Annotated in this window: 18 protein-coding genes and 2 tRNA genes; 9 read left to right on the forward strand and 11 right to left on the reverse strand. The window is 45.3% G+C overall.

Annotated elements, in window-relative coordinates:
* Positions 1-172: 172 nt before the first annotated feature.
* From EOO49_RS02730 to EOO49_RS02745, 4 genes are all read right to left on the reverse strand, one after another.
* Entirely contained in the window at positions 173-3,307 is a 3,135-nt protein-coding gene (locus EOO49_RS02730) for a DEAD/DEAH box helicase (RefSeq protein WP_290842500.1), read from the reverse strand.
* Complete coding sequence (locus EOO49_RS02735) at positions 3,304-3,690, reverse strand: (deoxy)nucleoside triphosphate pyrophosphohydrolase (protein ID WP_290842502.1); 387 nt, start codon at positions 3,688-3,690, stop codon at positions 3,304-3,306. Before EOO49_RS02735 ends, EOO49_RS02730 begins: the two co-directional genes overlap by 4 nt.
* Positions 3,691-3,763: 73 nt before the next feature.
* The gene (locus EOO49_RS02740) at positions 3,764-4,063 is read right to left on the reverse strand and encodes a hypothetical protein (RefSeq protein ID WP_290842504.1); all 300 of its coding nucleotides are present in this window, start codon (positions 4,061-4,063) and stop codon (positions 3,764-3,766) included.
* Positions 4,064-4,479: 416 nt separating this feature from the next.
* Positions 4,480-6,519: a M13 family metallopeptidase gene (locus tag EOO49_RS02745; RefSeq protein WP_290842506.1), complete on the reverse strand. Its 2,040-nt coding sequence runs from the start codon at positions 6,517-6,519 to the stop codon at positions 4,480-4,482.
* A 516-nt stretch (positions 6,520-7,035) separates the two neighbouring features.
* On the opposite strand from EOO49_RS02745, the gene EOO49_RS02750 reads away from it, so the two are divergent.
* Positions 7,036-7,512 (forward strand): hypothetical protein, encoded by a 477-nt coding sequence (locus EOO49_RS02750; protein WP_290842508.1) that lies wholly within the window; start codon positions 7,036-7,038, stop codon positions 7,510-7,512.
* A gap of 57 nt (positions 7,513-7,569) precedes the next feature.
* On the opposite strand, the gene EOO49_RS02755 is transcribed toward EOO49_RS02750, so the two are convergent.
* Positions 7,570-8,109, reverse strand: a complete 540-nt coding sequence (locus tag EOO49_RS02755; RefSeq protein WP_290842510.1) for a hypothetical protein — start codon at positions 8,107-8,109, stop codon at positions 7,570-7,572.
* Between the two features lie 129 nt (positions 8,110-8,238).
* Between EOO49_RS02755 and EOO49_RS02760 the strand changes: the two genes are divergently transcribed.
* Positions 8,239-9,360 carry an aldo/keto reductase gene (locus tag EOO49_RS02760; protein ID WP_290842512.1) on the forward strand — a complete coding sequence of 374 codons (1,122 nt, stop codon included), beginning with the start codon at positions 8,239-8,241 and terminating at the stop codon, positions 9,358-9,360.
* Between the two features lie 97 nt (positions 9,361-9,457).
* Here the strand turns inward: EOO49_RS02760 and EOO49_RS02765 are convergent, their stop codons facing one another.
* Together EOO49_RS02765 and EOO49_RS02770 are read right to left on the reverse strand one after the other, a co-directional pair.
* A complete protein-coding gene (locus EOO49_RS02765; RefSeq protein WP_290842514.1) occupies positions 9,458-11,677 on the reverse strand; it encodes a glycoside hydrolase family 3 C-terminal domain-containing protein in 2,220 nt (739 codons plus the stop codon).
* 182 nt (positions 11,678-11,859) lie between these two features.
* On the reverse strand, positions 11,860-13,482 hold the full coding sequence (locus tag EOO49_RS02770; RefSeq protein ID WP_290842516.1) for a DUF6377 domain-containing protein: 1,623 nt from the start codon (positions 13,480-13,482) through the stop codon (positions 11,860-11,862).
* A 296-nt stretch (positions 13,483-13,778) separates the two neighbouring features.
* On the opposite strand from EOO49_RS02770, the gene EOO49_RS02775 reads away from it, so the two are divergent.
* The 4 genes from EOO49_RS02775 (at position 13,779) to EOO49_RS02790 (ending at position 19,942) form a co-directional block, all read left to right on the forward strand.
* A complete protein-coding gene (locus EOO49_RS02775; RefSeq protein WP_290842518.1) occupies positions 13,779-14,087 on the forward strand; it encodes a hypothetical protein in 309 nt (102 codons plus the stop codon).
* Positions 14,088-14,244: 157 nt separating this feature from the next.
* The gene (locus EOO49_RS02780) at positions 14,245-15,327 is read left to right on the forward strand and encodes an efflux RND transporter periplasmic adaptor subunit (RefSeq protein WP_290842520.1); all 1,083 of its coding nucleotides are present in this window, start codon (positions 14,245-14,247) and stop codon (positions 15,325-15,327) included.
* Positions 15,328-15,348: 21 nt separating this feature from the next.
* On the forward strand, positions 15,349-18,516 hold the full coding sequence (locus tag EOO49_RS02785) for an efflux RND transporter permease subunit (protein ID WP_290842522.1): 3,168 nt from the start codon (positions 15,349-15,351) through the stop codon (positions 18,514-18,516).
* Positions 18,509-19,942 (forward strand): TolC family protein, encoded by a 1,434-nt coding sequence (locus tag EOO49_RS02790; RefSeq protein WP_290842524.1) that lies wholly within the window; start codon positions 18,509-18,511, stop codon positions 19,940-19,942. Before EOO49_RS02785 ends, EOO49_RS02790 begins: the two co-directional genes overlap by 8 nt.
* A 286-nt stretch (positions 19,943-20,228) precedes the next feature.
* Here the strand turns inward: EOO49_RS02790 and EOO49_RS02795 are convergent, their stop codons facing one another.
* Positions 20,229-21,164: a fibronectin type III domain-containing protein gene (locus tag EOO49_RS02795; protein WP_290842525.1), complete on the reverse strand. Its 936-nt coding sequence runs from the start codon at positions 21,162-21,164 to the stop codon at positions 20,229-20,231.
* 415 nt (positions 21,165-21,579) lie between these two features.
* On the opposite strand from EOO49_RS02795, the gene EOO49_RS02800 reads away from it, so the two are divergent.
* Positions 21,580-21,981 carry a hypothetical protein gene (locus EOO49_RS02800; RefSeq protein ID WP_290842527.1) on the forward strand — a complete coding sequence of 134 codons (402 nt, stop codon included), beginning with the start codon at positions 21,580-21,582 and terminating at the stop codon, positions 21,979-21,981.
* 96 nt (positions 21,982-22,077) lie between these two features.
* On the opposite strand, the gene EOO49_RS02805 is transcribed toward EOO49_RS02800, so the two are convergent.
* Positions 22,078-22,149, reverse strand: a tRNA-Arg gene (locus EOO49_RS02805).
* A 91-nt stretch (positions 22,150-22,240) separates the two neighbouring features.
* On the opposite strand from EOO49_RS02805, the gene EOO49_RS02810 reads away from it, so the two are divergent.
* Positions 22,241-23,428, forward strand: a complete 1,188-nt coding sequence (locus tag EOO49_RS02810; RefSeq protein ID WP_290842529.1) for an erythromycin esterase family protein — start codon at positions 22,241-22,243, stop codon at positions 23,426-23,428.
* Positions 23,429-23,504: 76 nt separating this feature from the next.
* Positions 23,505-24,050 (forward strand): serine acetyltransferase, encoded by a 546-nt coding sequence (locus EOO49_RS02815; RefSeq protein WP_290842531.1) that lies wholly within the window; start codon positions 23,505-23,507, stop codon positions 24,048-24,050.
* Between the two features lie 166 nt (positions 24,051-24,216).
* On the opposite strand, the gene EOO49_RS02820 is transcribed toward EOO49_RS02815, so the two are convergent.
* Together EOO49_RS02820 and rseP are read right to left on the reverse strand one after the other, a co-directional pair.
* Positions 24,217-24,290, reverse strand: a tRNA-Asn gene (locus EOO49_RS02820).
* An 83-nt stretch (positions 24,291-24,373) separates the two neighbouring features.
* The gene (rseP, locus tag EOO49_RS02825) at positions 24,374-25,717 is read right to left on the reverse strand and encodes an RIP metalloprotease RseP (protein ID WP_290842532.1); all 1,344 of its coding nucleotides are present in this window, start codon (positions 25,715-25,717) and stop codon (positions 24,374-24,376) included.
* Between the last annotated feature and the right edge of the window lie 40 nt (positions 25,718-25,757).

Below are 25,757 nucleotides of genomic sequence, written 5' to 3' on the forward strand. Positions count from 1 at the left end.
AATAGTTTGTGACTTGTTCCAAGTTTTTGAGCAAAGAACTTCCCCATTATGTCGCGAAGTTTGCGATTTGAGAGATTTTCGGCAGACGTGTTTTGTTGGCGTTTCCAAGGAATGTTGTGGAGTAATTAATTTCAAAAATCCAATTTTGTCTATCCAAGCTATTCGAAAGGCTTTAGCCAACAGATAATTTTGCAGATTGCTTCCACAGATAATTTGGCATTGGCTCTGATAATTTCCAATTTATACTCATAGGCTTCGAACCGTAATAATCCTCCAAAGTTCCATCGCCTAAAAAAACATAGCCCATTGTGTTTCCGAACTCATCTTTGGCTTGTTCACGTACAAAAAGAAGAACAATCTTTCTATTGCTTTCTTGATTGATATATGTTAAACCTTTTCCTCTATCTGCTCTGGTTTGGTTTTGAGACTGCCAATGGAAAATTGTTTCGCTAATCGCATAATCTTTGTACATCGTCGTTGGCGAATAATCTTCTTCGGATTTAAATAAATCGATAAAAAGCAATTCTGTATTGAGTGATTTATTTTCACAAACACCTTCGCGGTTGGATGATTTCTTTTCAAAATTACTGTCTTCGAAAGCGACAAGAATTTGATCTCGCGTGTAACGTGCATGCACTTTTAGAGGCTGATCGTATGGCAAACTAATATCCTTTTCTATAAAGCCGATATCGTCTAATAGATACTCAAGGACTGAAATAATTTCCTCAACAAGAACCTTATTGTTTCCTATTGCCTTAATACTTTGGGTAAGATTGTCAAAACCGCCAGCACTTTGCCAAATGTCATAATGTAGCATTAGTGCCATTTTTTGCTCATTTCTCGTCAATTCGGAAAGGTCAATATCGAAGCCTTTTTTTGCAAGAGTCAAAATAAAGCTAAAGTAAGATGCAGAGACAGTCGAAAGCCATTTATTCCGAATAGCAGCTAAAATTTCTTTTTCGTTTTTATCTGAATAATCTGGCAGTCTTTTCGCCTCAACACAAAGTCGACTCCAACTATCTCTTTTGTAAATTGAATTTATCTTAATATTCGTTACAGCCAAGAAATTGTTTAATGTAAGCGGTAAATGTGATTGGTGTTCAAAATTCAGAATTCTAAGAAGCAGTTGTTTACGATTTGTGGAAGTGGCACGTCTGATATTTTCTAAAATGTGTTCTTTCGCTTTTTTCTCTAAAATGATTGAACAGCCAAGTGGCAAATGTGGAAATTCATCTTCAACTTCTTTCTGTACTGAGGAATTTGTTTTACCAATTAAGGCCCGAAACTTCATTTCAAAGTCATATTCCGGTCGGGCATTTCCAACGAAATCTAGAACGGTCAAAACATCTTTTCCATCGAAAAGTCTTAGGCCGCGACCAAGTTGTTGAAGAAACACTGTTAAACTTTCCGTAGGGCGTAAAAACAGCAAGGTATCTATCTGAGGAATATCAACACCTTCATTGAAAATGTCGACCACGAACAAATAATTTATTTCTTTCGATCTGAATCGTCTGAGAATCACATCTCTCTCAATCGAATTTTTGCTAGTTAATACTGCGGCTTTGAATCCTGCTAACAGGAATTTTTCAGCCATGTAATTTGCATGCTCAACTGTAACACAAAATCCTAAACAATTGACATTTGTCGGATCGTTTGTGTATTTATTTAAACTTGAAATAACGTCGCCAACTCGTCTATCATTTGAGGTGTACAAATCTGTGAGTTCGCTAGCCAAATAACGTCCGTTTATCCATCTAACGTCAGAAAGGTCGATGCTGTCCGAGATTCCAAAGTAATGAAAAGGACACAGTAGCTTTTTATTTAGCGCCTCTGGCAAACGAATTTCTGCAGCGATTCGATTACAAAAATCCGCGAGAATATCTTCACCGTCCATTCGCTCTGGTGTTGCGGTAAGTCCGAGCAAAACCGTCGGACAGAATGACTCAAGAATTGGACGGTAAGATTTCGCCGCGATATGATGGACTTCGTCAATTATTATAAAATCGTAATAATTTCTGTCAAGGGATAATTCTCCTAGAGAGTTGTTTAGCGATTGAACAGATGCAAATAAATGTTTGAAGTTTGTTGGACGATAGCCGTCAACCCAAATTTCTCCAAAATTATTATCTCGTAAAATTCCTTGGAACGTCGATCTTGCCTGAACTAAGATTTCTTTTCTATGAGCGACAAAAAGCAACGATGCATTGGGATTTTCTTCGGCAAATCGTTTATAGTCGAATGCAGATAAAACAGTTTTGCCTGTTCCAGTTGCCGCGACAAGAAGATTTCGATATCTGCCATGAAGAACTCTTTCGGCATTTAGTTTTTCAAGAATTTCAGATTGATAATGGTACGGTTTTATATCAAAGAAAGACGTCTGCAAAATGATGTCTTTTGAGGTCTTTGCCTGACTTAGAGCATTTTGTAGTTTTTCAAAGTGCTGTCGATCATCGTAAAGTTCAAATTCGGAATTTTGCCAATAAGCTTCGAATGTGTTCTGAAATTTTTCTATTATGTGTCCCACTTCGTTCGTTGTAACTTTTAAGTTCCATTCTAAACCATCAGTCAAAGCGGATCTTGAAAAGTTGGACGAGCCAATGTAACCAGTATGAAACCCAGTATTCCTCAAAAACAAATAAGCTTTGGCATGAAGTCGCTCGTTTCCAGAATTGTATGAAATTTTGACTTCAGTGTTCTTCATTGATGAGAGAAGTTGAATCGCTTTGTGATCTGATGCGCCCATATATGTGGTGGAAATTACTCTGAGTTTCCCACCTCTCTCAGTAAATTCTCTGAGCTCTTTTTCAAGAATGATTATACCTTTCCATTTTATAAAAGAAACCAGCAAATTGATTTTATCTGAAGATAGTATCTCCTTTCGAAGTTCACTTTCTAGTGTTATTTCAGAGTTTCCTCCTACAAAAAGTTCACTGTGAAGTAAGCGCGACGAGGGCGTAATTTGTTTTAAACGTAAATCTAAATCGGAGAAATCACTGTTGAGTTTTTTGAAAATAGCCTTTAATATTTTTCCATCTTCAAGAATCAGATCATCCTCAAATTCTTGTTTTCCAATCTCTTTTTTGACAAGTAAAATGATTGCGTTGGCAATTTCAATTTGCCGTTCGATACCGGTCTTTACTAGTGAAAGCGCGTAGCGTAATATTTTAGATACATGTCCAGCAAGGATTAGTGCCGCTTCTTCTTTGTCGATTCTTACTTCATTTATGTAGAAGGAAGAACTATCAACTTCTTCTAATTTCGTCGCGATGAGTTTTGTTACGAGACTTTCATAGATTCCTTCGGTCATGAATATTTTTCTAGAAATTCTTTAAGGATTGGGATATCTGCTTCGGCCCAATCTAAGTTGGGTAATTCTTCCAAATATAGAAATTTGTAAGCCGAATGTTCTGACAATTTTATTTCACCTCGAAGATAATTAGCTACAAAAGGAATAAGCCTAATAGAAAGGGTTGGATATTCGTGGATGTTCGGAGTTAATTTTGCGACAATCGCTATTTCAAGATTGAGTTCCTCTAAAATTTCGCGTCGCAAACAATTTTCTTCGGTTTCGAAAAGTTCGATTTTTCCACCAGGAAATTCCCATTTTAAAGGCATTGACATATTTGGGCTCCTTTGTGCAACAAGAATTTTTTCATCCTTAAAGATTATCCCGCAGGTCACATCGATCATGTAAAACTGATTTGGCCGAATCTAATAAAAACAAAAGTCCTAACAAAGCAAGGCTTTTTTTTGTTGAAGATTTCTACATCTCCAAATCCTTCCCACTAGCATAAAAATTCACCCAAAAAAACTCAGCCTCTTTAAGGCCTAATTCCAAAAACGTGGCGTGCAAGACGTCTTCGCGTTTTTCGGTGTGGGCGTCGGCGTTTTTTAGGAATTCTATGAAGTGGTCGAAACTGTCGAAGCGGAAGCTCAGTTTTGTGTTTAGGGAATAGGGTGTGAGTTTGAAGTCGAAATCGTAGCCGGGTTTGGTGTTGTCTGCGATTTGGTGGAATCCTTCTTCCATCATGGCATCTAGGATTTCTTTGTATTTATCGGTCATGGTTTTGGGTTTTTGGTCAATTGGTTATGAAGTTACTATTTCAATTGAGACGGACTTGCCAAAGTTTCGCTAAAACGAATTCTGGAGTTTGTCCGAACAAGATTCTCTTTTGAGGAAACGGCGTTTTGGAACCCAACTAGCCCCGATTTTAGCGAATTAGCCTTTTGCGGAAAAAGACTTGGTTTTCTTGGGGCGAGGCAGCGACCGAAGGAAGCTCGCCTCGCCCTCTAGAAAACCTGGCTTTTTCAAGAAAGTTAATCGCGGAAGCGGGATTTGGCTTCAAATGAATATCGGTTTCAAAACAAAAAATCTGAAGTCGCAGACTTCACCACACATTCCGCGGAGTTAAAAACTCCGCGCCAAAAAAAAAATCCCGAACTAAATCGGGATCTTTCAATTTCAAAATTAGCGACGCATCACCAAATCTTAACACGCTGCGCAGGAGCCAAATAAAGACTATCGCCAGCCTTTACCCCAAAAGCCTCATAAAACTCAGGAATATTTCTTACAATTCCGTTCACGCGGAAATGCGCCGGAGAATGCGGGTCTGAAGCCACTTGATTGCGCAAAGATTCCTCGCGCTGCTTGCTCAGCCACGATTGTGCGTATCCGATGAAAAAGCGCTGTTCGCCCGTGAAACCGTCCATTTTTGGAGAAGATTTTCCTTTTAGCGAGAGTTTGTAAGCGCGGTAAGCGATCGTTACGCCGCCCAAATCGCCAATGTTTTCGCCCAATGTAAAGTCGCCATTCACTTTCAGGTCTGGGAAGACATTGAACGCGCTGTATTGGTCGACCAATGCTTTGGTTCTTTGCTTGAAGGCTTTGTTGTCGGCTTCTGTCCACCAATTTCTCAGTACGCCGTTTCCGTCGAATGAGCTTCCTTGGTCGTCGAATCCGTGTCCGATTTCGTGTCCGATTACCGCTCCGATCGAACCGTAGTTCACGGCGTCGTCGGCGTTCAAATCAAAGAAAGGCGGTTGCAGGATCGCAGCCGGAAACACGATTTCGTTCAATGACGGATTGTAGTAAGCGTTCACCGTTTGCGGCGTCATCGTCCACTCGGCTCGGTCGACTTTCTTGCCCAGTTTCGAGATTTGTCTGTTGTATTCGAATTCGCCTGCGCGTTCGACGTTTCCGAAGAGATCGCCTTTTACGACTTTCAGCGCCGAATAATCTCTCCAAGCGTCCGGATATCCGATTTTTGGGGTGAATTTCGACAGTTTTTCCAACGCTTGTTTCTTGGTTTCAGGCGTCATCCACGTCAATTCCTTGATGCTTTCCTCGTAAGATTTGAGCAGGTTTTGGACGAGTTCTTCCATGCGTTTTTTGGCTTCAGGAGAGAAGTGTTCCTTTACGTAAACTTCGCCCACGACTTCGCCGAGACTTCCGTTCACTACGCCCACGGCGCGTCTCCATTGCTCGCGTTGTTTTTCCATGCCGCTAAGGACTTTTCCGTAAAAAGAGAAATTTTCGGCGTCCACGTTGCTTGACAAAACCGTTGCCGATCCGTGGATCGCGGTCCATTTCAACCAGGTTTTCCAAGTTTCAAGCGGCGTCGTTTTGATGATTCCGTCAATGGCTTTCATGAATGCAACCTGCGGGAAAACAATCGATTTCTGTCCTTTGATCTTGGCGTTTTCTAGGAACAAAGTCCAGTTGAAATTGGGCATTTCTTTTTTCAGATTCGCGATTTCATACGGATTGTACATCTTGGTCACATCGCGAGTCAACTCTTTGGTGAAGTGTTGTGCGGCGATCGACGTTTCAAGTGCCATGATTTTCTGGGCATTGCCTTTTGCGTCCGAATCACCCAAAAACCCCAGCATTTTCTCGATGTGGGCGACATATTTGCTTCTGATTTCGGCCGATTTCGCATCCGAAAGGAAATAATACTCGCGCTCCGGAAGTCCAAGTCCGCTTTGCCAAGTGTAAAGCATGTATTTCGTCGGATCTTTGAAATCTTCGGTAACGCCAACCGCAAACGGAATTGTGCCGCCGGAAGCATTCGCCTTTCCGAAGTAAGCGGCTAAATCGTCTTGGTTCTTGATTGCAGCAATCGCGTCGAGTTCAGCTTTCAACGGAGAAATACCTTTGGCGTCGCGCGCCTTCTGATCCATGTAGGAATTGTAGAAATCGCCTATTTTCTGCTCGTTCGATCCGTCCTTGAAATCGCCTTTGGCCGAAGCTTCGATAATTTTCCTGACGTTAGCCTGTGCTTCGTCGTCGAGGATTTCGGCAACTCCGTAAGAAGATTTGTCGGCCGGAATCTTGTTTTTCTTGATCCAGGCGCCGTTTACGAAAGCGTCGAAATTGTCGCCGGGTTTCACGAGCGTGTCCATGTTTTGTTTAAGGATTCCCGAAACGGTCGCCTCTTTTTTGTCAGATTGGCACGAGGCCAGCGACAGCAAGGCAAATCCGGTCAAGATCGGAATTCTGATCAATGATTTGTTGGTCATATTACTTTGTTTACTGATTGTTCGTAAGTGCTAAATTTAGATATTTCAAACAGGAATGAGTCGATACAGCCGAGATTTTGTTACATCGGATAAATTCAAACACTGCGAAAAATGTCCCATTTTAACATCTGTTGGCAGTTTTTTCGAAACTTAATACGCTCATTTCGATAGCCAGATTATATTTTTTCTATATTTAGACCAAACTTTAAACAGATACTAATTATGAAAAATCGTTTCCTTAGTCTTATGGCGATAGCTTTGGTAGGTACCGCTACACTTGTTTCTTGCAAAGGTAAAGAAGGTGCTACTGACGGAACTGCTGCAGACACTACAGCAGTTGATACAGCTACAGCTCCAGCTCCAGAAGCGGCTCCAATGCCGGCTGACACAGCTACAGCACCAGCTGACACAGCGAAAGCGGCTACTCCAGCTAAATAAGACAATTTCAGCTAAGAAATCATCCTCGTCAATTTGGCGGGGATTTTTTTTTACATTTGATTCTCAATCATTTGCGCCATGAAAAAGATTTTCCTGATTTTTTTGCTTCCGATTTTGTTCTCGTGCTCAAGTGACAGCGATTCTCCCGAAAGATTCACTTTGGACACAACGGTTCACCTCAAACTCCAAAACGCTTCGGGCGAGAATTTATTCAACACGCCAAATTTCAATCCCGACGATTTTCGCATTTTCAACATCATCGACGGTCAAGCCGAAGAAGTGAGCAACGGAAATCTCGATTATCCAAGGAATTTCATGATGATCGAAGCCGAATCGGGAACGGTGATGCGACTGTTCCTGAACGACAACCAGCGCATGGAATTTCCGGAGACGATCGTAAAATGGAACGCGACACAATCTGACACTTTGAGAGCCGGTTACAGACTGTCGACCTCGTCCATCATTATCGAAAAAGTCTGGCTTAACGGCGATTTGGTTTGGCAAGCGCCGGGCGCGAACCAAGCGCTGGCCCGCGAAATCACAATCGTGAAATAAAAAAGTCCCGTCGAACTAACAGGACTTTCCACCTATTCTAAAAAAGTCAGGCCTTGATCACTTTGAGCCGACCAATTTCTGCAATTCGTCAAATTCCCCCGATTTCCCGAAATTTTCCGGACTGTATCGCATTCCTACGATCTGTGCTTTTTTGCAGTTGAAGTCGATTTTTGCCACACCCACGATTTTTCCTTTTCCGCGAAACACTAGCACATCGGCGTAAATCGCTTTGCAGTTTGCCGACTCGGCGACAGTTTCTTTTGGTGTTTTTTGCGAGAAAAGTTTGGAGATTTCAGCGTTTTTTGAAGCCTCGATCTCATGTTGGCTGAATTCGAGAATCGACATATTTTTCACGAAAAGCGTATCGGCCGGATTCACCGGAACATTTCCTGTCACGATCTGTATCAAACCGAGATCGTTTCGCGATTTTTCAGGCTTGTCGTACAAAGTGTCGAGGTATTGACGCGAAATTTCCTTGTGATAATGGACGACTTTGTCGAAAATGAAAAAAGGTTGGTCGCCGGCGGCAGTCTCGGTTTTTTCCTGTTTGCAAGAAGCGAAAACAACGGCGATCAAAAGTAGTACGATGCGTTTCATAAGTTGGAATTTTGCCTAAAGTTAGGAATTATCGGGACAAAAATGCAGTGCCAAAAAAACGTTATTGACCGAAATCTGCTAGTAATTTCAAACCTCGCGTCGTAATTTTAAACGAAACGACACAACCTCATGAATACAAGACGCACATTTTTGACACAAACTTCGCTCGCGGCGGCGGCTCTCGCGGCAAAACCGTTCGAAAGTCTGGCAATGGATAGGGAGAAACCGCAAATCTTAGCTTTCGGATCGACCTCGGAAGAAGATTTCAAACTGGTCAGAAACTTCGGAATTGGTGGCGTGGCGGCGGGAAACGGCTTTCACGAAAATCCCGACGGACAAATCCAGAAAACGCTCGAAGCCGCATGGAACGCGGGAGTTCGCTATTACGACACCTCGCCATTTTACGGTTTCGGGTTGAGCGAAAGACGAATGGGCCATTTCCTGTTCGGGAAAAAGCGAGAGGAATTCGTGCTTTCGACCAAAGTGGGTCGTGTGTTCAAAACCGATCCGAATTATAAAAAAGACCCGAAAAGCCTGTGGTTCGGACAACTCAACTTCAAGTTCGAGTATGATTATTCGGCTTCCGGCATAAGACGTTCGATCGAAGACAGCTTGCAACGCCTCGGACTTTCGTCGATCGACACCGTTTTCATACACGATCTTTCGCCAGACAACGCCGACATGGGCGAAAAATGGAAAGACTATTTCGAGATCGCCAAAAAAGGAGCGTTTCCGGAATTGACGAAAATGCGCGAAGAAGGCCTCATAAAATCGTGGGGATTGGGCGTGAATACACCACAGCCGATTCTCGAAGCGCTAAAAGTTTCCGATCCCGACGTAATGCTGGTCGCGACCCAATATTCGCTCGCCGTTCACGAACCGGCTTTGCACGAACTGTTTCCGGCCATGCAGAAAAAAGGCGTCAAAGCCGTGATTGGCGCGCCATTGAACGCCGGTTTCCTCGCCGGACGCGACCGTTTCAACTATGGCCCAAAAATTCCGCAGGAAATGCTCGGGAAACGCAAGAAGATGCAAGTTGTCGCTGACAAGCACAAAGTAGATTTGCGGTCTGCAGCTTTGCAATTTTCCGCATCGCATCCGGTCGTCGCAGCTGTGATTCCGGGAGCGAGTACGCCTGAACAAGCACTCGCGAACGCCAAATCCATGACCGATGTGATTCCGTCGGCGTTTTGGGATGATCTGAAAAGTCAGGATTTGATTTCAAAAGACGCACCTGTTCCGAAGAAATAGAGCAAAAAACGAAATCCACCAAACAAAAAAAGGTGTCTTGTACGGACACCTTTTTCCCCTTTCGGGAGCGCTAACCTTATCAGAAATGCTATAGCGTTTATTGTAACGTGAATTTCACTTTTGATTTTATGTTCGTGGACGAAGCACCGATAATCGCCTCGAAATCGCCAGGTTCGGCGACCCAATCGTGTTTTTTGTCGTCGAAATAACTCAACGCCGATTTGTCGATCGTGATCGAAACAGTCTTGGTTTCTCCGGCTTTCAGGCTCACTTTTTCGAAGCCTTTCAATTCTTTGATAGGACGCGGAAGCGACGATTTGAGATCGGAAATATAAAGTTGCACGATTTCCGAACCTTCGCGTTTTCCGGTGTTTTTGACAGAAACGGTAAACGTGATTTTGTCCGATACGGATAGTTTCGACTTGTCAGCCATGACTTTTCCGTATTCGAAAGTCGTGTAGCTCAATCCATGTCCGAACGGGAACAAAGCCTTGATTTTCTGTTGGTCGTTCCATTTGTAGCCGTAAAAAAGGCCTTCTTTGTAGTTCACGGTTTTTCCGCCAGGGAATTCTCCGACAGAATGAGCCGCGACGTCTGACAATTTCACAGGGAAAGTGAACGTGATTTTTCCTGATGGATTCACGTCTCCGACCAAAACTTCGGCCAAAGCATTACCTGATTCCGTGCCCAAAAACCAACCTTGCACGATCGACGGAACTTCGTTGACCCAAGGCATCGCCACGGCGTTCCCGGAAATGTTCACGAAAACCGTGTTCTTATTCACTTTCGCGATCTCGCGGATCAAATTGTCCTGATTGTACGGCAACTCGAGGCCTTTTCTGTCATTTCCTTCCGAATCCTGAAAATCCGATTTGTTGAGTCCGCCGAAGATAATTACGTAGTCGGCAGATTTCGCGACGTTTTTCGCCTCGGCCAACAATTCCGCAGCCGAACGCGTTTCTTTCAAGTTTTGTCCGGTGACCACGCCGTTGTAATCGCCGCTCGCATCACCAACATAACCGCGGGCATAGACGATTTCGGCCTCTTTCCCGACGCGTTTCTTCAATCCGTCGAGCGGAGAAGTTTCGTAAAGTGCTTTCAACGAAGAACTTCCGCCGCCTACAGTCATCATCTTGACCGCGTTTTCACCGATTACAGCAATTTTCTTGGTTTTCTTGAGATCGATCGGAAGCACGTTCTTGTCGTTTTTCAAAAGCACGATGCCTTCTTCGGCGATCTTGCGTCCGGCCAAGGCGTGTTCCTGGGTTGCGAACGACCCAAACGGACGATTTCTGTCCATAGTAGTTCTTAGCGACAAACGCAGCACGCGACGCACTTTGTCGTCCAGTTCCTTCGTTCCGATTTCGCCTTTCTTGATCATTTCCAAGTAAGGACGCGCGAGGTAATAACCGTCGTAAGCGTTCGATTTTCCCCAAGCCAAACCATCTGTCCAACTTCCAAATTCCATGTCGAGTCCGTTCGTGATGGCTTGTTTCACATCGTGGACGCCGCCCCAATCTGAGATCACGACGCCGTCAAATTTCCATTCGCCTTTGAGAACATCGTTGAGCAAATATTGGTTGTGGCACAAATGCTGTCCTTTGTATTTGTTGTATGCACCCATGATCGCCCACGCATTTCCGTCGATTACGGCCGCTTTGAACGCTGGTAAATACACTTCATACAACGTTCTGTCGTCTACGATCACGTCGACGCCGTGTCTTTCAGTTTCCTGATTGTTCAGCGCGAAATGTTTTACGCAAGCCGCCACGCCGTTCATTTGCACGCCTTTCACGTAAGGCACGACCATTTGTCCGGAGAGAAAAGGATCTTCGCCCATGTATTCGAAATTGCGTCCGTTCAAAGGCGAGCGGTAAATATTCACACCTGGCCCGAGAAGTACATTCTTGTTTCTGTAACGCGCTTCTTCCCCGATCGATTTTCCATAAAGGGAAGACAAATCGCGGTTCCAGGTTGCGGCCAGGCAAGTCAAGGCCGGGAATGCGATACACGAATCGTTTGTCCAATTGGCTTGATCCCATTCGTCCCATTTTACTTCAGAGCGGATTCCGTGCGGGCCGTCGGTCATCCAGTTTTCAGGAATTCCGAGACGTTCCACGCCCGGAGACGAGAACTTCGATTGTGCGTGTATGATCGCGATTTTTTCCTCGAGTGTCATGCGCTTCAAAGCGTCTTCCACTCGAATTTCCAAAGATTTGGTGTCGTCGAGATAAACCGGTTTTTGGGTTTGGGCGCCGATGTTCTGCAACGCAAGAAACGCCAAGAATCCGGCAAAAATGATTCGTTTGATTGTCATATCGTAGAATGTTAGTTGGCTCGCGAAAGTAATAAGCCTTTCGCTTTGTAAAACTATAACGATATAGTGACTTTATGTGATTGTAATCTGAAAAAGTAGTACGTTAAATTATTCAAGATTCTGAAAAACAGTTTATTGTATTTTAAAAAATCTGTAAAAAAGTAGTAGGATTTTTGCCGATGTTAAGCTGTCGTATTGGCATTTCCGATGTTCATCACCATCGTTTCGAACTCATCGCGAGATACCGCCGACTTGTTTCGGGCGCGCGTCCGGTAGTTGTAGATCGTACTGATCGAGTAGCGCAGGAAAGCCGCGATTTTCACGCTGTCAGTAATGCCCAGACGAATCAGCGCAAAGATTCGCAATTCGGTGTTCAACAGTTCTGCGGGCTTTAGCGAAATCTGTTCATCGGGAATCAAAAGCGTGTTGAAATCCCTGACGAAAGTCGGATACAGATTCAGGAAAATCGTGTCGAAATTCCGATACAATTCCTCGAGTTCATTCTCGACCAAAGTGTTCGATTTGAGCACCGACAACAATTCGTCAAACTGCTTGGCGGTCGCCTTTTTGTTGAGCATTTTGCGATAGCTTTCAAGCTTGTTGATGTAACTCGAGCACATGTCGAAAAATTGGGCAATGTATTCTTCTTTGACGTGATTGGCTTCGGACAATTCGGAGTTGCGCAGTTGCAATTCCTGGTTTGTTCGCGAAATGTCCGAATTGAGGAAAGTCAGCTTTTTGCCCGATGCATCGAGCTTTACGCGAATTTTGGCCAGCTTGCGCATCTGGATCAAAACGTATCCGATGGCAATCAGCAGCAAAACCGACAAAACCGAAATCAACGTCAGGTAAAGCGTCAATTGCTCGTTTCGCTTGGTTTCCTTTTCCTGATAAGCCGTGTTTATGATCGAATAAAACTCCGAAATCTTGACCGTTCTGAATTTGGCGTTGCAAAAAGTAGCGTCCTCGATCGCCGATTTCGTGTAACGGTAAGCTTTGTCAATGTCACCTTTCGCAAAGAAAATGAGCGCCAAAGTTTGAGCCGATGCATTGTCCTTGACCGCACTTTTGACATCGGCCGTTGCCGAACGCGCGTAGTATTGCGTGGCCAATTCGCGATTGCCTTGCGCCCAGAAAATGTCTCCGAGCAAATACGAGATCATCGCAAAATCTGGAGAATCGGGTTTGACATTCTTGAGCAAAGGCTCGAGCGATTGCCGCGCCAAATCGTAATGTTTGAGTGAAATATTCTTTTGGGAAAGGTTAATGACATACTTGAGACTTTTCTTGTTCAAGACCGAAAGCAGCGAATCGCGGTACGTTTCGACATATTTGACATAGTGTCCGTCGAGGCTGTGCGTGGCATAATGCTCGAAAAACTGGCTGTAATTTTCGTAATAATCCGGGAGAAGTTCGGGCGCGAGTTTCTTCGGATCCAATGATTTCAGAAGCAATTCAGATTCCCTGAACAAACCCGAAGACGAATAAAGATTGGCCAGTTGGATTGTTGAGGCATCGATAAAGTCCTTGCTGTTCTTTTCCTTGGCCAGCGTCAAGTTGCGTTTGATGAAGTAAATCGCAGAATCGAGTCGGAACTTGCGATATTCCTCATACATCGCCTTGTTGTAGTAATATTCCTGAAGTTGCCCGAGGTCGCGGCCAAGTTCTGCGATGCGATGGCGCTTTTGTTTGTCGTAGATCGGTTTGTCGGCGATGGCGTTGTCCAAAGTAGAAAATACCGAATCGTTTTGGGCAGAAACGGCAAAATTCAAAAGCAGCAAAAAGAGTGAAAAGGAAATTCGCATCGTCCCAAAGGTAGGATTTGTTGGAACAAGTTTTTAGTTTGGAAGCTGTCGGAAATCAGATTGTTGGCAAAAAACACCGTTTAACGAATTGGTTTTGAGGAAGTCGCATCCAAAGCAAAAATAAAATCCTGTACTTAAACGATTTCGTGCCGTATTTGCCAATTCGCTGTGAATTTTTTAACGAATTTTTAGAAAGTCGCGTTTTCCGATTTTATACTTTTGGCGGCATAATGAGAGCTGCTATCCTTTTTGTCCAGTTGTGTTTTCTTCTTCTTTCGGGGAAGAATTACTATTTGGTGGCACAAAGTCAGGCCGGCCGCGCCCAAACGCATCTGGAACAGAATCACCGTCAGAAGTTCGTCAATCCGCAAGGGTATATTGGCGTTGACGACAGTTTCGATTCGGAAGAAGAGCATTCATTTGGCGACGATTTGTCAGATGTCTCGAAAGCGACGTTGCCAGATCTTGCGCTCGCCTCTCATTTCTACTACTTGCTCGCGACTCCGGAGCTTCTCAAAAATTCACACGACAATCCCGACGTCGTTGCGCCTCAACCGGGCAATTCCACTCCCAAGTACATCGTACAACGGGTTATCCGCATTTGATTTTATCCCCGCATCGGTCAACATTCTGACTTGTCTCGCGTAGGATGACTTTTCGTTTCTGCCTTTTCATGTTTTGGTTTTGACCGATTTTTTTTCGTGCAGCCGCACACAAATTGTTTCTGATTTATCCAAACATCCCATCACCAAATTCATTGACATGAAAAGAATCATCATGCTTATGGGCGCATTCGCGTCATTGGCAATCACAAGTTGTTCGTCCAAAACCGAGGAAAAGGTCGAAGAGGCGAAATTTACGGTAACCAGTCCGTTGGAAATCGACACGACTTTTACGAAAGAGTACGTTTCCCAAATCAAGTCGGTAAGAAACATCGAGATCAGAAGCCAGGAGAAAGGCTATCTGCAGAATATTTATGTGGATGAAGGCCAATTCGTCCAGGCCGGACAAGTGCTTTTCCGGATCATGCCAAAAATGTATCAAGCCGAATATCTAAAATCGGAAGCCGAAGCCAGAGCGGCCGAAGTCGAACTCCAGAACACAAAATTGCTCGCCGACAAAAACGTCGTCTCAAGAAACGAGCAAAAAGTCGCCCAAGCCAGACTGGATCAGGCGAAAGCCGAAATGGCAATGGCCAAATTGCACCTTGGTTTCACTGAAATCCGCGCGCCTTTTGCCGGAACGATCGACAGAATCCCGAAAAAACTCGGAAGCTTGATAGACGAAGGTGAATTGCTCACGAGCTTGTCTGACAACACCAACATGTTCGCCTATTTCAACGTCTCCGAACCGGAATACATCGACTATATGCAAAATGTGAAAGATCGTGGCGACGCGAACGTGACACTGCTTTTGGCAAACGGACAACCTTTGAAATACAAAGGAAAAGTCGAGGTGATCGAAGGAGAATTCGACAACGAAACCGGAAACATCGCGTTTCGCGCCACTTTTCCGAACAACGACAAATTGCTGAGAAACGGTGAAACCGGAAAAGTCATGATGAACGTTCCGGTGAAAAATGCGCTGATCATTCCGCAGAAAGCCACTTATGAAATCCAGGACAAAAAGTTCGTGTTCGTGGTTGGGAACGACAACAAACTCACTTCAAAAGAGATCGAGATCACGGGCGATCTGCCAGACTTGTACGTCGTGAAAAGCGGCATCAAGGCCTCGGACAAAATCGTTTTGGAAGGCGTCCAGAAAGTGCGTGACGACGAAAAGATCGAGTACACTTTCGAAAAACCGAAAGACGTCATCGCCCATTTGAGACTCAAAGCCGAATAAGCAACCTAAAACAAGAATCTTATGTTTAACAGGTTTATCCAGAGACCCGTTCTCTCTATCGTCATATCCCTAATCATCGTATTTTTGGGAGTGTTGGCACTCGTGCAGTTGCCAGTCACGCAGTTTCCGTCGATTTCGCCACCAAAGGTGAACGTTACGGTCGAATATCCGGGAGCGAACAACGAATTGCTTATCAAATCGGCGATTTTGCCGCTGGAGCGCGCCATCAACGGCGTTCCGGGAATGAAATATATGGCGTCGGATGCCGGAAACGACGGAGAAGGAACGATCCAGGTGGTTTTCAATTTGGGAACAGATCCGAACGTCGCTTCCTTGAACGTGCAAAACCGCGTGGCATCGGTCACGAACAAGCTTCCGCCGCTTGTCATCCGCGAAGGAGTCAAAATTACGCGTGAGGAATCGAACATGCTTATGTATGTGAATTTGTATTCGGATGATCCGCACACAGACCAGAAATTCCTGTTCAATTTCGCCGACATCAACATCTTGCCAGAGCTAAAACGAGTAGACGGAGTTGGAGTCGCCGACATTTTGGGAACGCGCGAATACGCGATGCGAATCTGGTTGAAGCCCGACAGAATGCTCGCCTACAAGATTTCTGCCGATGAAGTCATGGAAGCACTTTCGGCACAAAGTCTCGAAGCGTCACCTGGAAAAACGGGTGAAAGTTCGGGTAAACGCTCGCAATCTTTCGAGTATGTTTTGAAATATTCGGGTCGTTTTACGACGATCGATCAATACAAGAACGTGATTTTGCGCTCGACTTCCGACGGTGAAATCCTGCGTCTCAAAGATGTAGCCGATGTCGAATTCGGAAGCTCGATGTATGACATTTACTCGAATCTGAACGGAAAACCGTCTGCGGCGATCACGCTCAAACAGTCTTACGGAAGTAACGCTCAACAAGTTATCGACAACGTGAAATCCAAGTTGGCCGAAATCGAGAAAAGTTCGTTCCCGAAAGGCATGCACTACGAGATCAGCTATGACGTTTCCAAGTTCCTTGACGCGTCGATCGAAAAGGTTTTGCACACTTTGGTAGAAGCTTTCATCTTGGTCGGATTGGTGGTTTTCATTTTCCTTGGCGACTGGCGTTCCACTATTATCCCGGCTTTGGCCGTGCCTGTTTCGCTTGTCGGGACGTTCTTTTTCATGCAATTCTTCGGAATCACGATCAACCTGATCACGCTGTTCGCACTTGTTTTGGCGATCGGAGTCGTGGTCGATGACGCGATTGTTGTAATCGAGGCCGTGCACGCCAAGATGGAGGAAGAACATCTGAAACCAAGAAAGGCAACCCAAAAGGCCATGAAGGAAATCGCCGGAGCAATCATCGCGATCACGTTCCTGATGGCCGCAGTATTTATTCCGGTCGCGTTCATGGGCGGTCCGGTCGGGATTTTCTACAGACAATTCTCGATCACGATGGCAACGGCAATCATCCTTTCGGGTATCGTCGCCTTGACCTTGACGCCGGCTTTGTGTGCAATGATCTTGAAAAACAACCATGGAAGACCCAAAAAGAAAACGCCTATCGAAAGATTCCTTGGCGCATTCAACCGCGGTTTCGATAAAATGTCGGGCAAGTACGAGCGCATTCTCAAGAAAATCGTGAACCGTCGCGTGGTAACTTTCGGAACGTTGCTCGTTTTCTGTATCGCCACGTATTTCCTTAGTGGAAGCGTTCCGACAGGATTTATTCCGGGAGAAGATCAGGGCATGTTCTACGCGATCATCCAAACGCCTCCGGGTTCGTCTTTGGAGAGAACCAACCAAGTTGCCGAACGTCTGCAAAAAATCTGCGAAAGCGTCGACGGCGTTTCCTCGGTTTCGTCTTTGGCCGGTTACGAAGTTTTGACCGAAGGTACAGGTGCGAACTCGGGAACGTGTCTTATCAACCTTAAAGACTGGAAGGACAGAAAGCAAACGGCTCGCGAGATCATCGAAGAATTGGAAGAAAAATCCAAGGACATCGCCGGAGCGCAAATCGAGTTCTTTCAACCGCCGGCCGTTCCGGGATATGGCGCCGCGGGCGGATTCGAGTTGCGTCTGCTGGACAAAACCGGAACCAACGACTACAAGAAAATGGAGCAAGTCAACAACGACTTCGTGCGCGAGCTCAAATCGCGTAAGGAATTGTCGTCTGTGTTCAGTTTCTTCAGCGCGAGTTTCCCGCAATACATGTTGAAGGTCGACAACGACATCGCCCAACAGAAAGGCGTTTCGATCGAGAACGCGTTGAATACTTTGTCGACTTTGGTGGGAAGTAACTACGAAATCTCGTTCATCAAATTCGGACGCGCTTACAAGGTGATCGTTCAGGCCGCGCCACAATATCGCGCCTTGCCAGACGATATCTTGAAATTGTACGTCAAAAACGACAGAGACGAAATGGTACCGTATTCGGCTTTCATGAAGATGGAAAAAGTCTACGGATTGTCAGAAATCACGCGGCAAAACATGTACACGGCTTCTGAAATTTCAGGTTCACCGAACGCCGGTTACAGCAGCCAGCAGGCGATCAACGTCATCAACGAAGTCGCGGCCAAAACCTTGCCACGCGGCTATGCGATCGATTGGGCGGGAATTTCGAAAGATCAGGTTGCCCAAGGAAATCAGGCGATTTGGATTTTCCTGATCTGTCTCGGATTCGTCTATCTCATCCTGTCGGCTCAATACGAGAGTTTCGTGTTGCCGTTCGCGGTTTTGTTGTCGCTTCCGATAGGAATTTTCGGAGCCTTTTTCCTACTTCAGATAACGGGTTTGGAAAACAACATCTACGCCCAGATCGCGATGGTGATGCTAATTGGACTTTTGGGTAAAAACGCGGTTCTGATCGTGGAATTCGCGGTGCAGAAACACTCCGAAGGCGCGTCAGTGCTCGAAGCGGCAATGGAAGGCGCGGCCGTGCGTTTCCGTCCGATCCTTATGACGTCGTTCGCGTTCATCGCCGGATTGATCCCGTTGTGTCTGGCGAGCGGTCCGGGCGCGGTTGGTAACAGAACCATCGGAACGGCGGCGGCTGGCGGAATGCTTTTCGGAACCGTATTCGGAGTCGTGATCATCCCGGGATTGTATTACATCTTCGGAACCATCGCTTCGAAAACCCAATTTGTGAAGGACGAAGAAGAAAGTCCGTTAACCGAACAACTTGAAAACCATGAATAAGCTAAGAAAAGCCACATATATAGTAGGTTTTGCTGTTGGAAGTATTGTCGTTGGATGCAAAGTCCCATCGGCTGCGACCGCGACAGAAAGCAAACCGATGCCACAGAATTTCGCGACTGCCACCGATACGGTAAACTCGGGCAAAGTGCAATGGCGCCAGTTTTTTACTGACCCGAACTTGCAGCAATTGGTCGATGTCGCCATCCACAACAATCAGGAATTGAACATCACTTTGCAGGAAATCGAGATCGCCAGAAATGAGATCCGAATCAAGAAAGGCGCGTATTTGCCAACCGTCGGACTTGCTGCAGGCGCTGGTGTGGAAAAAGTCGGGCGCTACACGAGCCAAGGTGCGGGCGACGCTTCCACCGATATCACGCCGGGTCGCGAAACGCCGGATCCGCTTGGTGATTTTACCGTTGCGGCAGTCGCCAATTGGGAAGTCGACATTTGGAAAAAACTTCGGAATTCCAAAAAAGCGGCAGTAAATCGCTATTTGGCGTCGGTCGAAGGCAAGAATTTCGTGCTGACAAACCTGATCGCCGAAGTGGCCAATTCGTATTACGAACTTGAGGCGCTTGACACGCAATTGGCCATCGTGCGCCAAAATATCGACATCCAAAAAAACGGACTCGAGATCGTCAAGGTGCAAAAACAGGCGGCTCGCGCAAACGAACTCGCCGTTCAGAAGTTCAATGCCGAAGTTTTGGGTTCGCGCAGTCTCGAGTTCAAAATCCTTCAGGACATTACCGAAACCGAAAACCGCATCAATTTCTTGCTTGGACGTTATCCGCAGGAAATCACAAGAACCAAGTCGGAGTTCTTGACGATGATTCCCACGACCGTGAATGGCGGCGTCCCATCCCAACTTTTGCAGAATCGTCCCGATATCAAGCAAGCCGAACTCGAACTTGCCGCGGCGAAACTCGACGTGAAGGCAGCCAGAGCCGAGTTTTACCCGAGGCTTGACATTTCTGCCGGCGTCGGATTGCAGGCTTTCAAACCTTCGTATTTGGTCAAATTCCCGGAATCTGTTCTGTTTTCGGTGATTGGAGATTTGGCCGCGCCGCTGATCAACAGGAATGCGATAAAAGCCGAATACAAAAGTGCGAACGCGCGCCAGTTGCAGGCTTTGTACAATTATGAGAAGACAATTTTGAATGCTTATCTCGAAGTTTCGAACCAGTTGTCGAACATCGGAAACCTGCAGAAAAGCTATGATTTGAAGTCGCAACAAGTGCAGGCTTTGACGACTTCGATCGACATTTCGGGTGATTTGTTCCGATCTGCCAGAGCCGATTATCTCGAGGTTTTGATGACGCAACGCGATGCGCTCGAAGCCAAACTCGAACTCGTCGAAACCAAAAAAGCACAACTCAATGCAGTGGTTAACGTCTATCGCGATTTGGGCGGTGGATGGAAGTGATTTTCAGAAACAATCACGTGAAGGAGTCGGTTTTTGCCGGCTCTTTCTATTTTGGTTGGATGTAATTTTTTGGATTTAACATTTTTTACAGATTTTCTGTAATTGGAAATTGTCCGACTTCCTTACTTTTCTAACCCTGTCAGGGTTATAAACCCTGTCACCGTTGTAAACCCTGACAGCGTTGTTTTTTCGCGGACGACCACCATATCAAAAAACACCAAACCCAAAATCGGAAGCAAAAAAAAATCCGCCAATAAAAGCGGATTTGATTTATAAGAAATATCGGTCACCAATAATAAGGTCCGGCCCAAGCGCTGCTTTGACCATTCGAACAATTGGCTCTTACGTAAAATGCATCCCAAAGACAGTACATTCCAGACAACGAGATCGAGGTGTTCGACGTCGTAAACGTGTCACCCGATCCCGGTTGGTTGATATTGCTGGCAGTAACGACCGAAATTTCGTAGCTAGTTGGTACGGCAAAATCGTAATGCCAGGTGAAAGCACGCGTCTCTCCAAGTCCGGCGTTGCAGGAGCCCGAAATGTTGTAAGAATTGAGGTTATTCGGCGTCGGACAACTTGTAACGGTCGTGTATTGCACTTTTTTCCAAGGACCTTTGTCGCCGTCGAAGCAGATCGCTCTGGCATAAAAATCATAGTTCGTGCTTGGCTGCAAGTTTGAAATGTCGGCGTTGCCCCAAGTTCCGTCAACAGTAATTCTAGTTCCGCTTCCAATCGCAAAACCTTGTAAGCCATATTCTACTTCGTAATCTTCTGCAGAACCGGATTGCATCGTGCAATATAGGCTCGCCGTAGAAGAAGTGAATTGCGAGATCGTGAGGTTCACCTGGCCTGTACATGTACTTTGCTCTGTGGTTACGCTCGGAAGTTTCACGGATTTTCCGCTGGCGTCGGCGCTACAGATTGTCTTGATGTAAAAGTCGTAAGTTGTAGATGGAGAAAGATTCTGCACCGTGATTTGCTGGCTGGACGACGTAGTAAATTGGCCTGTTCCTTCGGCGAAGCCAGTAGGACCGTATTCGATCCTGAAACTGTTTGCGTCAGATGGAGCATTAAAAGCAATATAAACGCTCGTCGATCCGGTTTGGAAAGTGACGTCCTTGACTTTTCCGCATCCGGCCTCATCGCTGCCGCCGGAACACGAATTGGTAAGAGCCATGATCGCGATGACGGCGAGACCCAAAATTCCTTTTTTGAACATAATTTGTTTTTCGTTTAGATTTTAAAAAGCGGGCAAAACTATGATTTTGTGTAGGATAAACAAAATTGTTTACAGTTTGGAAGCCTTTATTTTCGAGTAATTGCATCAATTCTCTGATTGTCAGAAATGTAGTTTTTCGGATAAATTCCAAGACCTGAACAAATGACAAATCGGTGAATTTTAGTTAGCCGAAATTCCAAACTGAGATGTGATTTCCCGCCACGCTGATTTTTTAGTGGAAATATCGCAATTTCTGTTAAAGTTTCCAGCCGACGAATTTGTAAGCTTGCAGGAAACATTTGAGCATTAATTTGTTGCATGAACCTTAGCAATTGCTAGGATTTTTTAACTTTTTCGAACGCGCAACCGTTTCTTCTTCCGTCACTCTTACAGAAGAATTTTAAAAATAATTTCTATGAAAAAGATCAAATTTCAAGCAATGGCTTTAGTGGCATTCTTGGCAATGGGCGCGGTTTCGTGCAGCGATGACGATGCGACGCCTTCAACAAACCTCGGAACAGTTTACGCGACCGAGGTAACCGGACCGGAAACCGGAGACGTGAACCAGGAATTGTCATACGCGGTGAAATACTCGGTGACGAACGCTTGCGGAACTTTCGACCGTTACGTCGAGGCAACTGCCGGAAACACGAAAACCATCGAACTTGTAGCGCGTTACGTAGGAAACAACTGCGGAAATACGCCAGTCGTTAAAGACACAGTCTACAAATTCAAGCCGACAGCAGTAGGAACTTACAACCTCAAGTTCAAGAAATCGGCGACGGAATTCTTGACCAAGTCTGTTGTGGTCGACTAAACATTTTCGGTAAAATCATGAGAAAAAGGCACTGGGAAACCGGTGCTTTTTTAGTTGAAAACGGGACAAAATCTAAAGAAGTCATCCCGTTTTTTGTAGCCCCGCCAAGAATCGAACTTGGATCAAAAGTTTAGGAAACTCCCATTCTATCCGTTGAACTACGAGGCCTTGAATGTGGGGCGAATATACGAAACAAAGTCGTTTCGCGACAATTCCTGAAATGTGGTTTATAAGTTATATCTTACGGAAAAACTTCCAAATGACGAAAATCATTCCTGCAATCGCGTTCTTTTGTTTTTGCATCGGATTTTGCCAGCAGTCGACGCTTGCGTTTGTCGACAAGAATTCGATCGATCTCGCGTCTGGCAATTATCTGTCGGTTTTGTCAGATGAGGTGAAGTCCAAAACCGTTGTCGCGCTTGGCGAAGCGTCTCACGGAACGCATGAATTTTCGGCTGAGAAAAGCAAGATCATCCGCCATTTGATCGCCAAATCGAACTTCAGGACGATCGGTTTTGAGTTCGGATATTCGGCAATCGAGGAAATCAACCAATACGTTTTGACCGGAAAAGGCGATTTGAAGGAATTGATGGTTCCGCTCAAATTGTTTGATACGCAGGAATTCTTCGATTTATTCGAATCAATTGGGAAATTCAACGTCGGAAAATCCCCAAAAGACAAAGTCGACCTTTACGGATTCGACACTGATTTCTACAAGTCAGACAACGACGCATCGGCTAAATTTTGCCTTGATTATCTGCTGAAAAATCCGGATAAGTTCAAGAACGGAAAGGCATCGGCGAAAGCCTTCGAAAACGTTACGAAAGTAGATTATGTGGCATTTTTGTCGGACGAAGACAAATCTGCGATCGCCAAATTGCAGTTGGAATTGTCGCTTTTGAAGTTGTCCGATGCCGAAAGCCGAAAATTCAAGAAATCGGTCTCCTTGCTTTTTCAGGGAACTTTGCTATCGGATCCTTTGGCGCGGGACGAATTCATGGCAAAAAATGCACTCGATTTCCAATCGGACACCAAAAACAAAATGATCGTTTGGGGACACAACGTGCACTTGGCAAAAGACACAACGATGGCGCAATGCCGCGGAATGGGCTTTTATTTGCGCGAAAAACTTTCCGATAAATACTACGCCGTCGGATTCGACACCTTCAGGGGAAAGGTCACGATTTTGGGCGAAAACGATTTTGAACACAAGGATTTCGAGGCAAAACCAGACTCGTTTTCGGCTGAATTGTCCAAGGCGAAAAGCCCGTCATTTTTGCTTTTGTTGGATGACACGAAAAATCCGATTTACGGAAAAGATTCCAAAATCACGAACATTTTCGCCAACTTCGGACGCAATCTTTCACTCACAATGCGCCCCGGAATCGACTTCGACGCGTTGATTTTCATACGAGAAACCACACCAACGATCACGATAAAACGCTAACCGAGGTGTTATTTTACACTGCCGAAATGCGGGCGTCAAACATCTTGCCTATCTTTACCGCACTTTCTAAAAATTCATGGGCAAAGGCATTATTTACGACGATCTTTATCGCTACGAAGGCAAACGCACTTTTGGCATTTTTCTACGCTATTTCTTTTTCACACCAGCTTTCCGCTACATCTACTATTTCCGACGCACGCAATTGGCAAGTACGCTGATCACGCGTCTTTTCTGGAAAATCATGTTGCGGCGTTGCATGATGCGCACGGGAATCCAGATTCCGGCTTCCTGCAAAATCGGGCCAGGATTCAGGATTGCGCATTTTGGGATGATGGCCGTGAATCCTTTGGCGACGATCGGAAAGAATTTCAACATCCACCAAGGTGTGTCGATCGGAAATGCTCAGGGCAGACGTGCTGGCGCGCCCCAAATTGGCGATAATGTGAGTATTCACGCCAATGCGGTACTCGTGGGCGGCATCACGATAGGAGACGATGTTTTGATCGCTCCAAACGCGTTCGTGAACTTCGACGTACCAAAAGGCGCTCTGGTGTTGGGAAATCCCGGGAGAATCATTCCTCGCGAAAACGCCAGTGCCGAATATCTCGTTTATACGATTTGATTTGTCTGATAGCGTTTAAAACAAAGCCGTCCTGATTGGGTGGCTTTTTTGTTTTTCTTCGGATACAAAACCGGTTTCGAATTGTTTTATGAGATAAAATACACAAATGGATTTGCGAACTTCACAGAAACAAAAAAGCCATCCGATTTGGATGGCTTTCTTTTTGCTCCCCCTCTTGGGCTCGAACCAAGGACCCTCTGATTAACAGTCAGATGCTCTAACCAACTGAGCTAAGGAGGAAGATGTTGTATCTTTTAAGCGGTTGCAAAGATAGAATGAAAATCGATTCTTGCAAACAATTTTGAAAAAAAATTCGAGAAAATTTACTTGCTGACGATAGCTTTATAGATGTCATTTCCGTTGGCGAACAAAAGCAAGCCTATTAGTAACACGAAACCAGCCATTTGCGCATATTCCATGAATTTGTCGCTTGGTTTGCGTCTTGCGACCATTTCATATAGCAAGAACATCACGTGTCCGCCGTCGAGGGCCGGAATAGGCAAAAGGTTCATCACACCAAGCATGATCGAAAGCACGGCTGTAATGTTCCAGAAGTTCTGCCAAACCCATTCGTCAGGGAAAACATTGAAGATCGCGAAGAATCCGCCGACGCCTTTGTAAGCTCCGGTCGAAGGCGTGAAAATCGCTTTGAGCTGCGTGAGGTATTTGCTCATGCTTTCGCGGAAGTTGTCCACTCCGGCAGGAAAAGACTCCAAAAACGAATACGTGTGGACGTTCAGTTTATAGTAACCAAGTGTCTCGAGATTTCTCAATGTTGGGATCGCGGGTTGGATCAGCAATTTTCCGTCTTTGTTGAAAGAAACCTTGGCGCTCACGTCTTTCTTGTCGCGCAAAATAACGGCGTCCAAGGTTTGTCCTTTGTGCTTTTCACCAAAACCTTTCACTTGGTCGAAATAGCGAATCGACTCTCCGTTTATGGTCTTGAAAATATCGCCTTTCTGCAAAATGTCCTTGTTGGGCGAACCTTCTGCAAAATCACCAACGACGAAAGGCATGCGAAACGTGAACAAAGGAATTTTATCGCCGTCCATCATGCGTCCGGTAAGGTCGACAGGCAACTCGATTTCCTTGTTCTGTCCGTTTCTTTCCACAACTACTTTGCTTCCGAAAAGCGTCGCATAAGCCGCATCGTCAAAAGCCGTAAACGTTTTCCCGTCTACGCTCACGATCTTGTCGCCGTTCTGGAAACCAACTTTTTCGCCAATCGGGTTCGTGACCCACATTCCGTCCTTTACTTCAGTATTTGCAACATAAGTTTCCCCGTAGAAATAAGCGATTCCGATGTAAATCAAAAAGGCCAGGATAAAGTTCACAGTAACGCCGCCAAGCATGATGATAAGTCGCTGCCAAGCCGGTTTAGATCGGAATTCCCACGGCTGTGGCTCTTGCGCCATTTGATCGGTATCCATACTTTCGTCGATCATGCCTGAAATCTTGACATATCCGCCAAGTGGCAACCAACCGATTCCGTATACGGTCTCCCCGACTTTTTTCTTGAAAAGCGAAAACTTCACGTCAAAGAACAAATAGAATTTTTCGACTCTGGTCTTGAACAATTTCGCCGGTATGAAGTGCCCGAGTTCGTGCAAGATGATAAGGAGCGAAAGGCTCAGCAAAAACTGGGAAAGTTTAATTACAATATCCATTTTAAAATGTTGAATTGGGGCAAAAATAGTGTTTTCTGCA

It is taken from the genome of Flavobacterium sp. (assembly GCF_004295795.1).
Lineage (GTDB): Bacteria > Bacteroidota > Bacteroidia > Flavobacteriales > Flavobacteriaceae > Flavobacterium.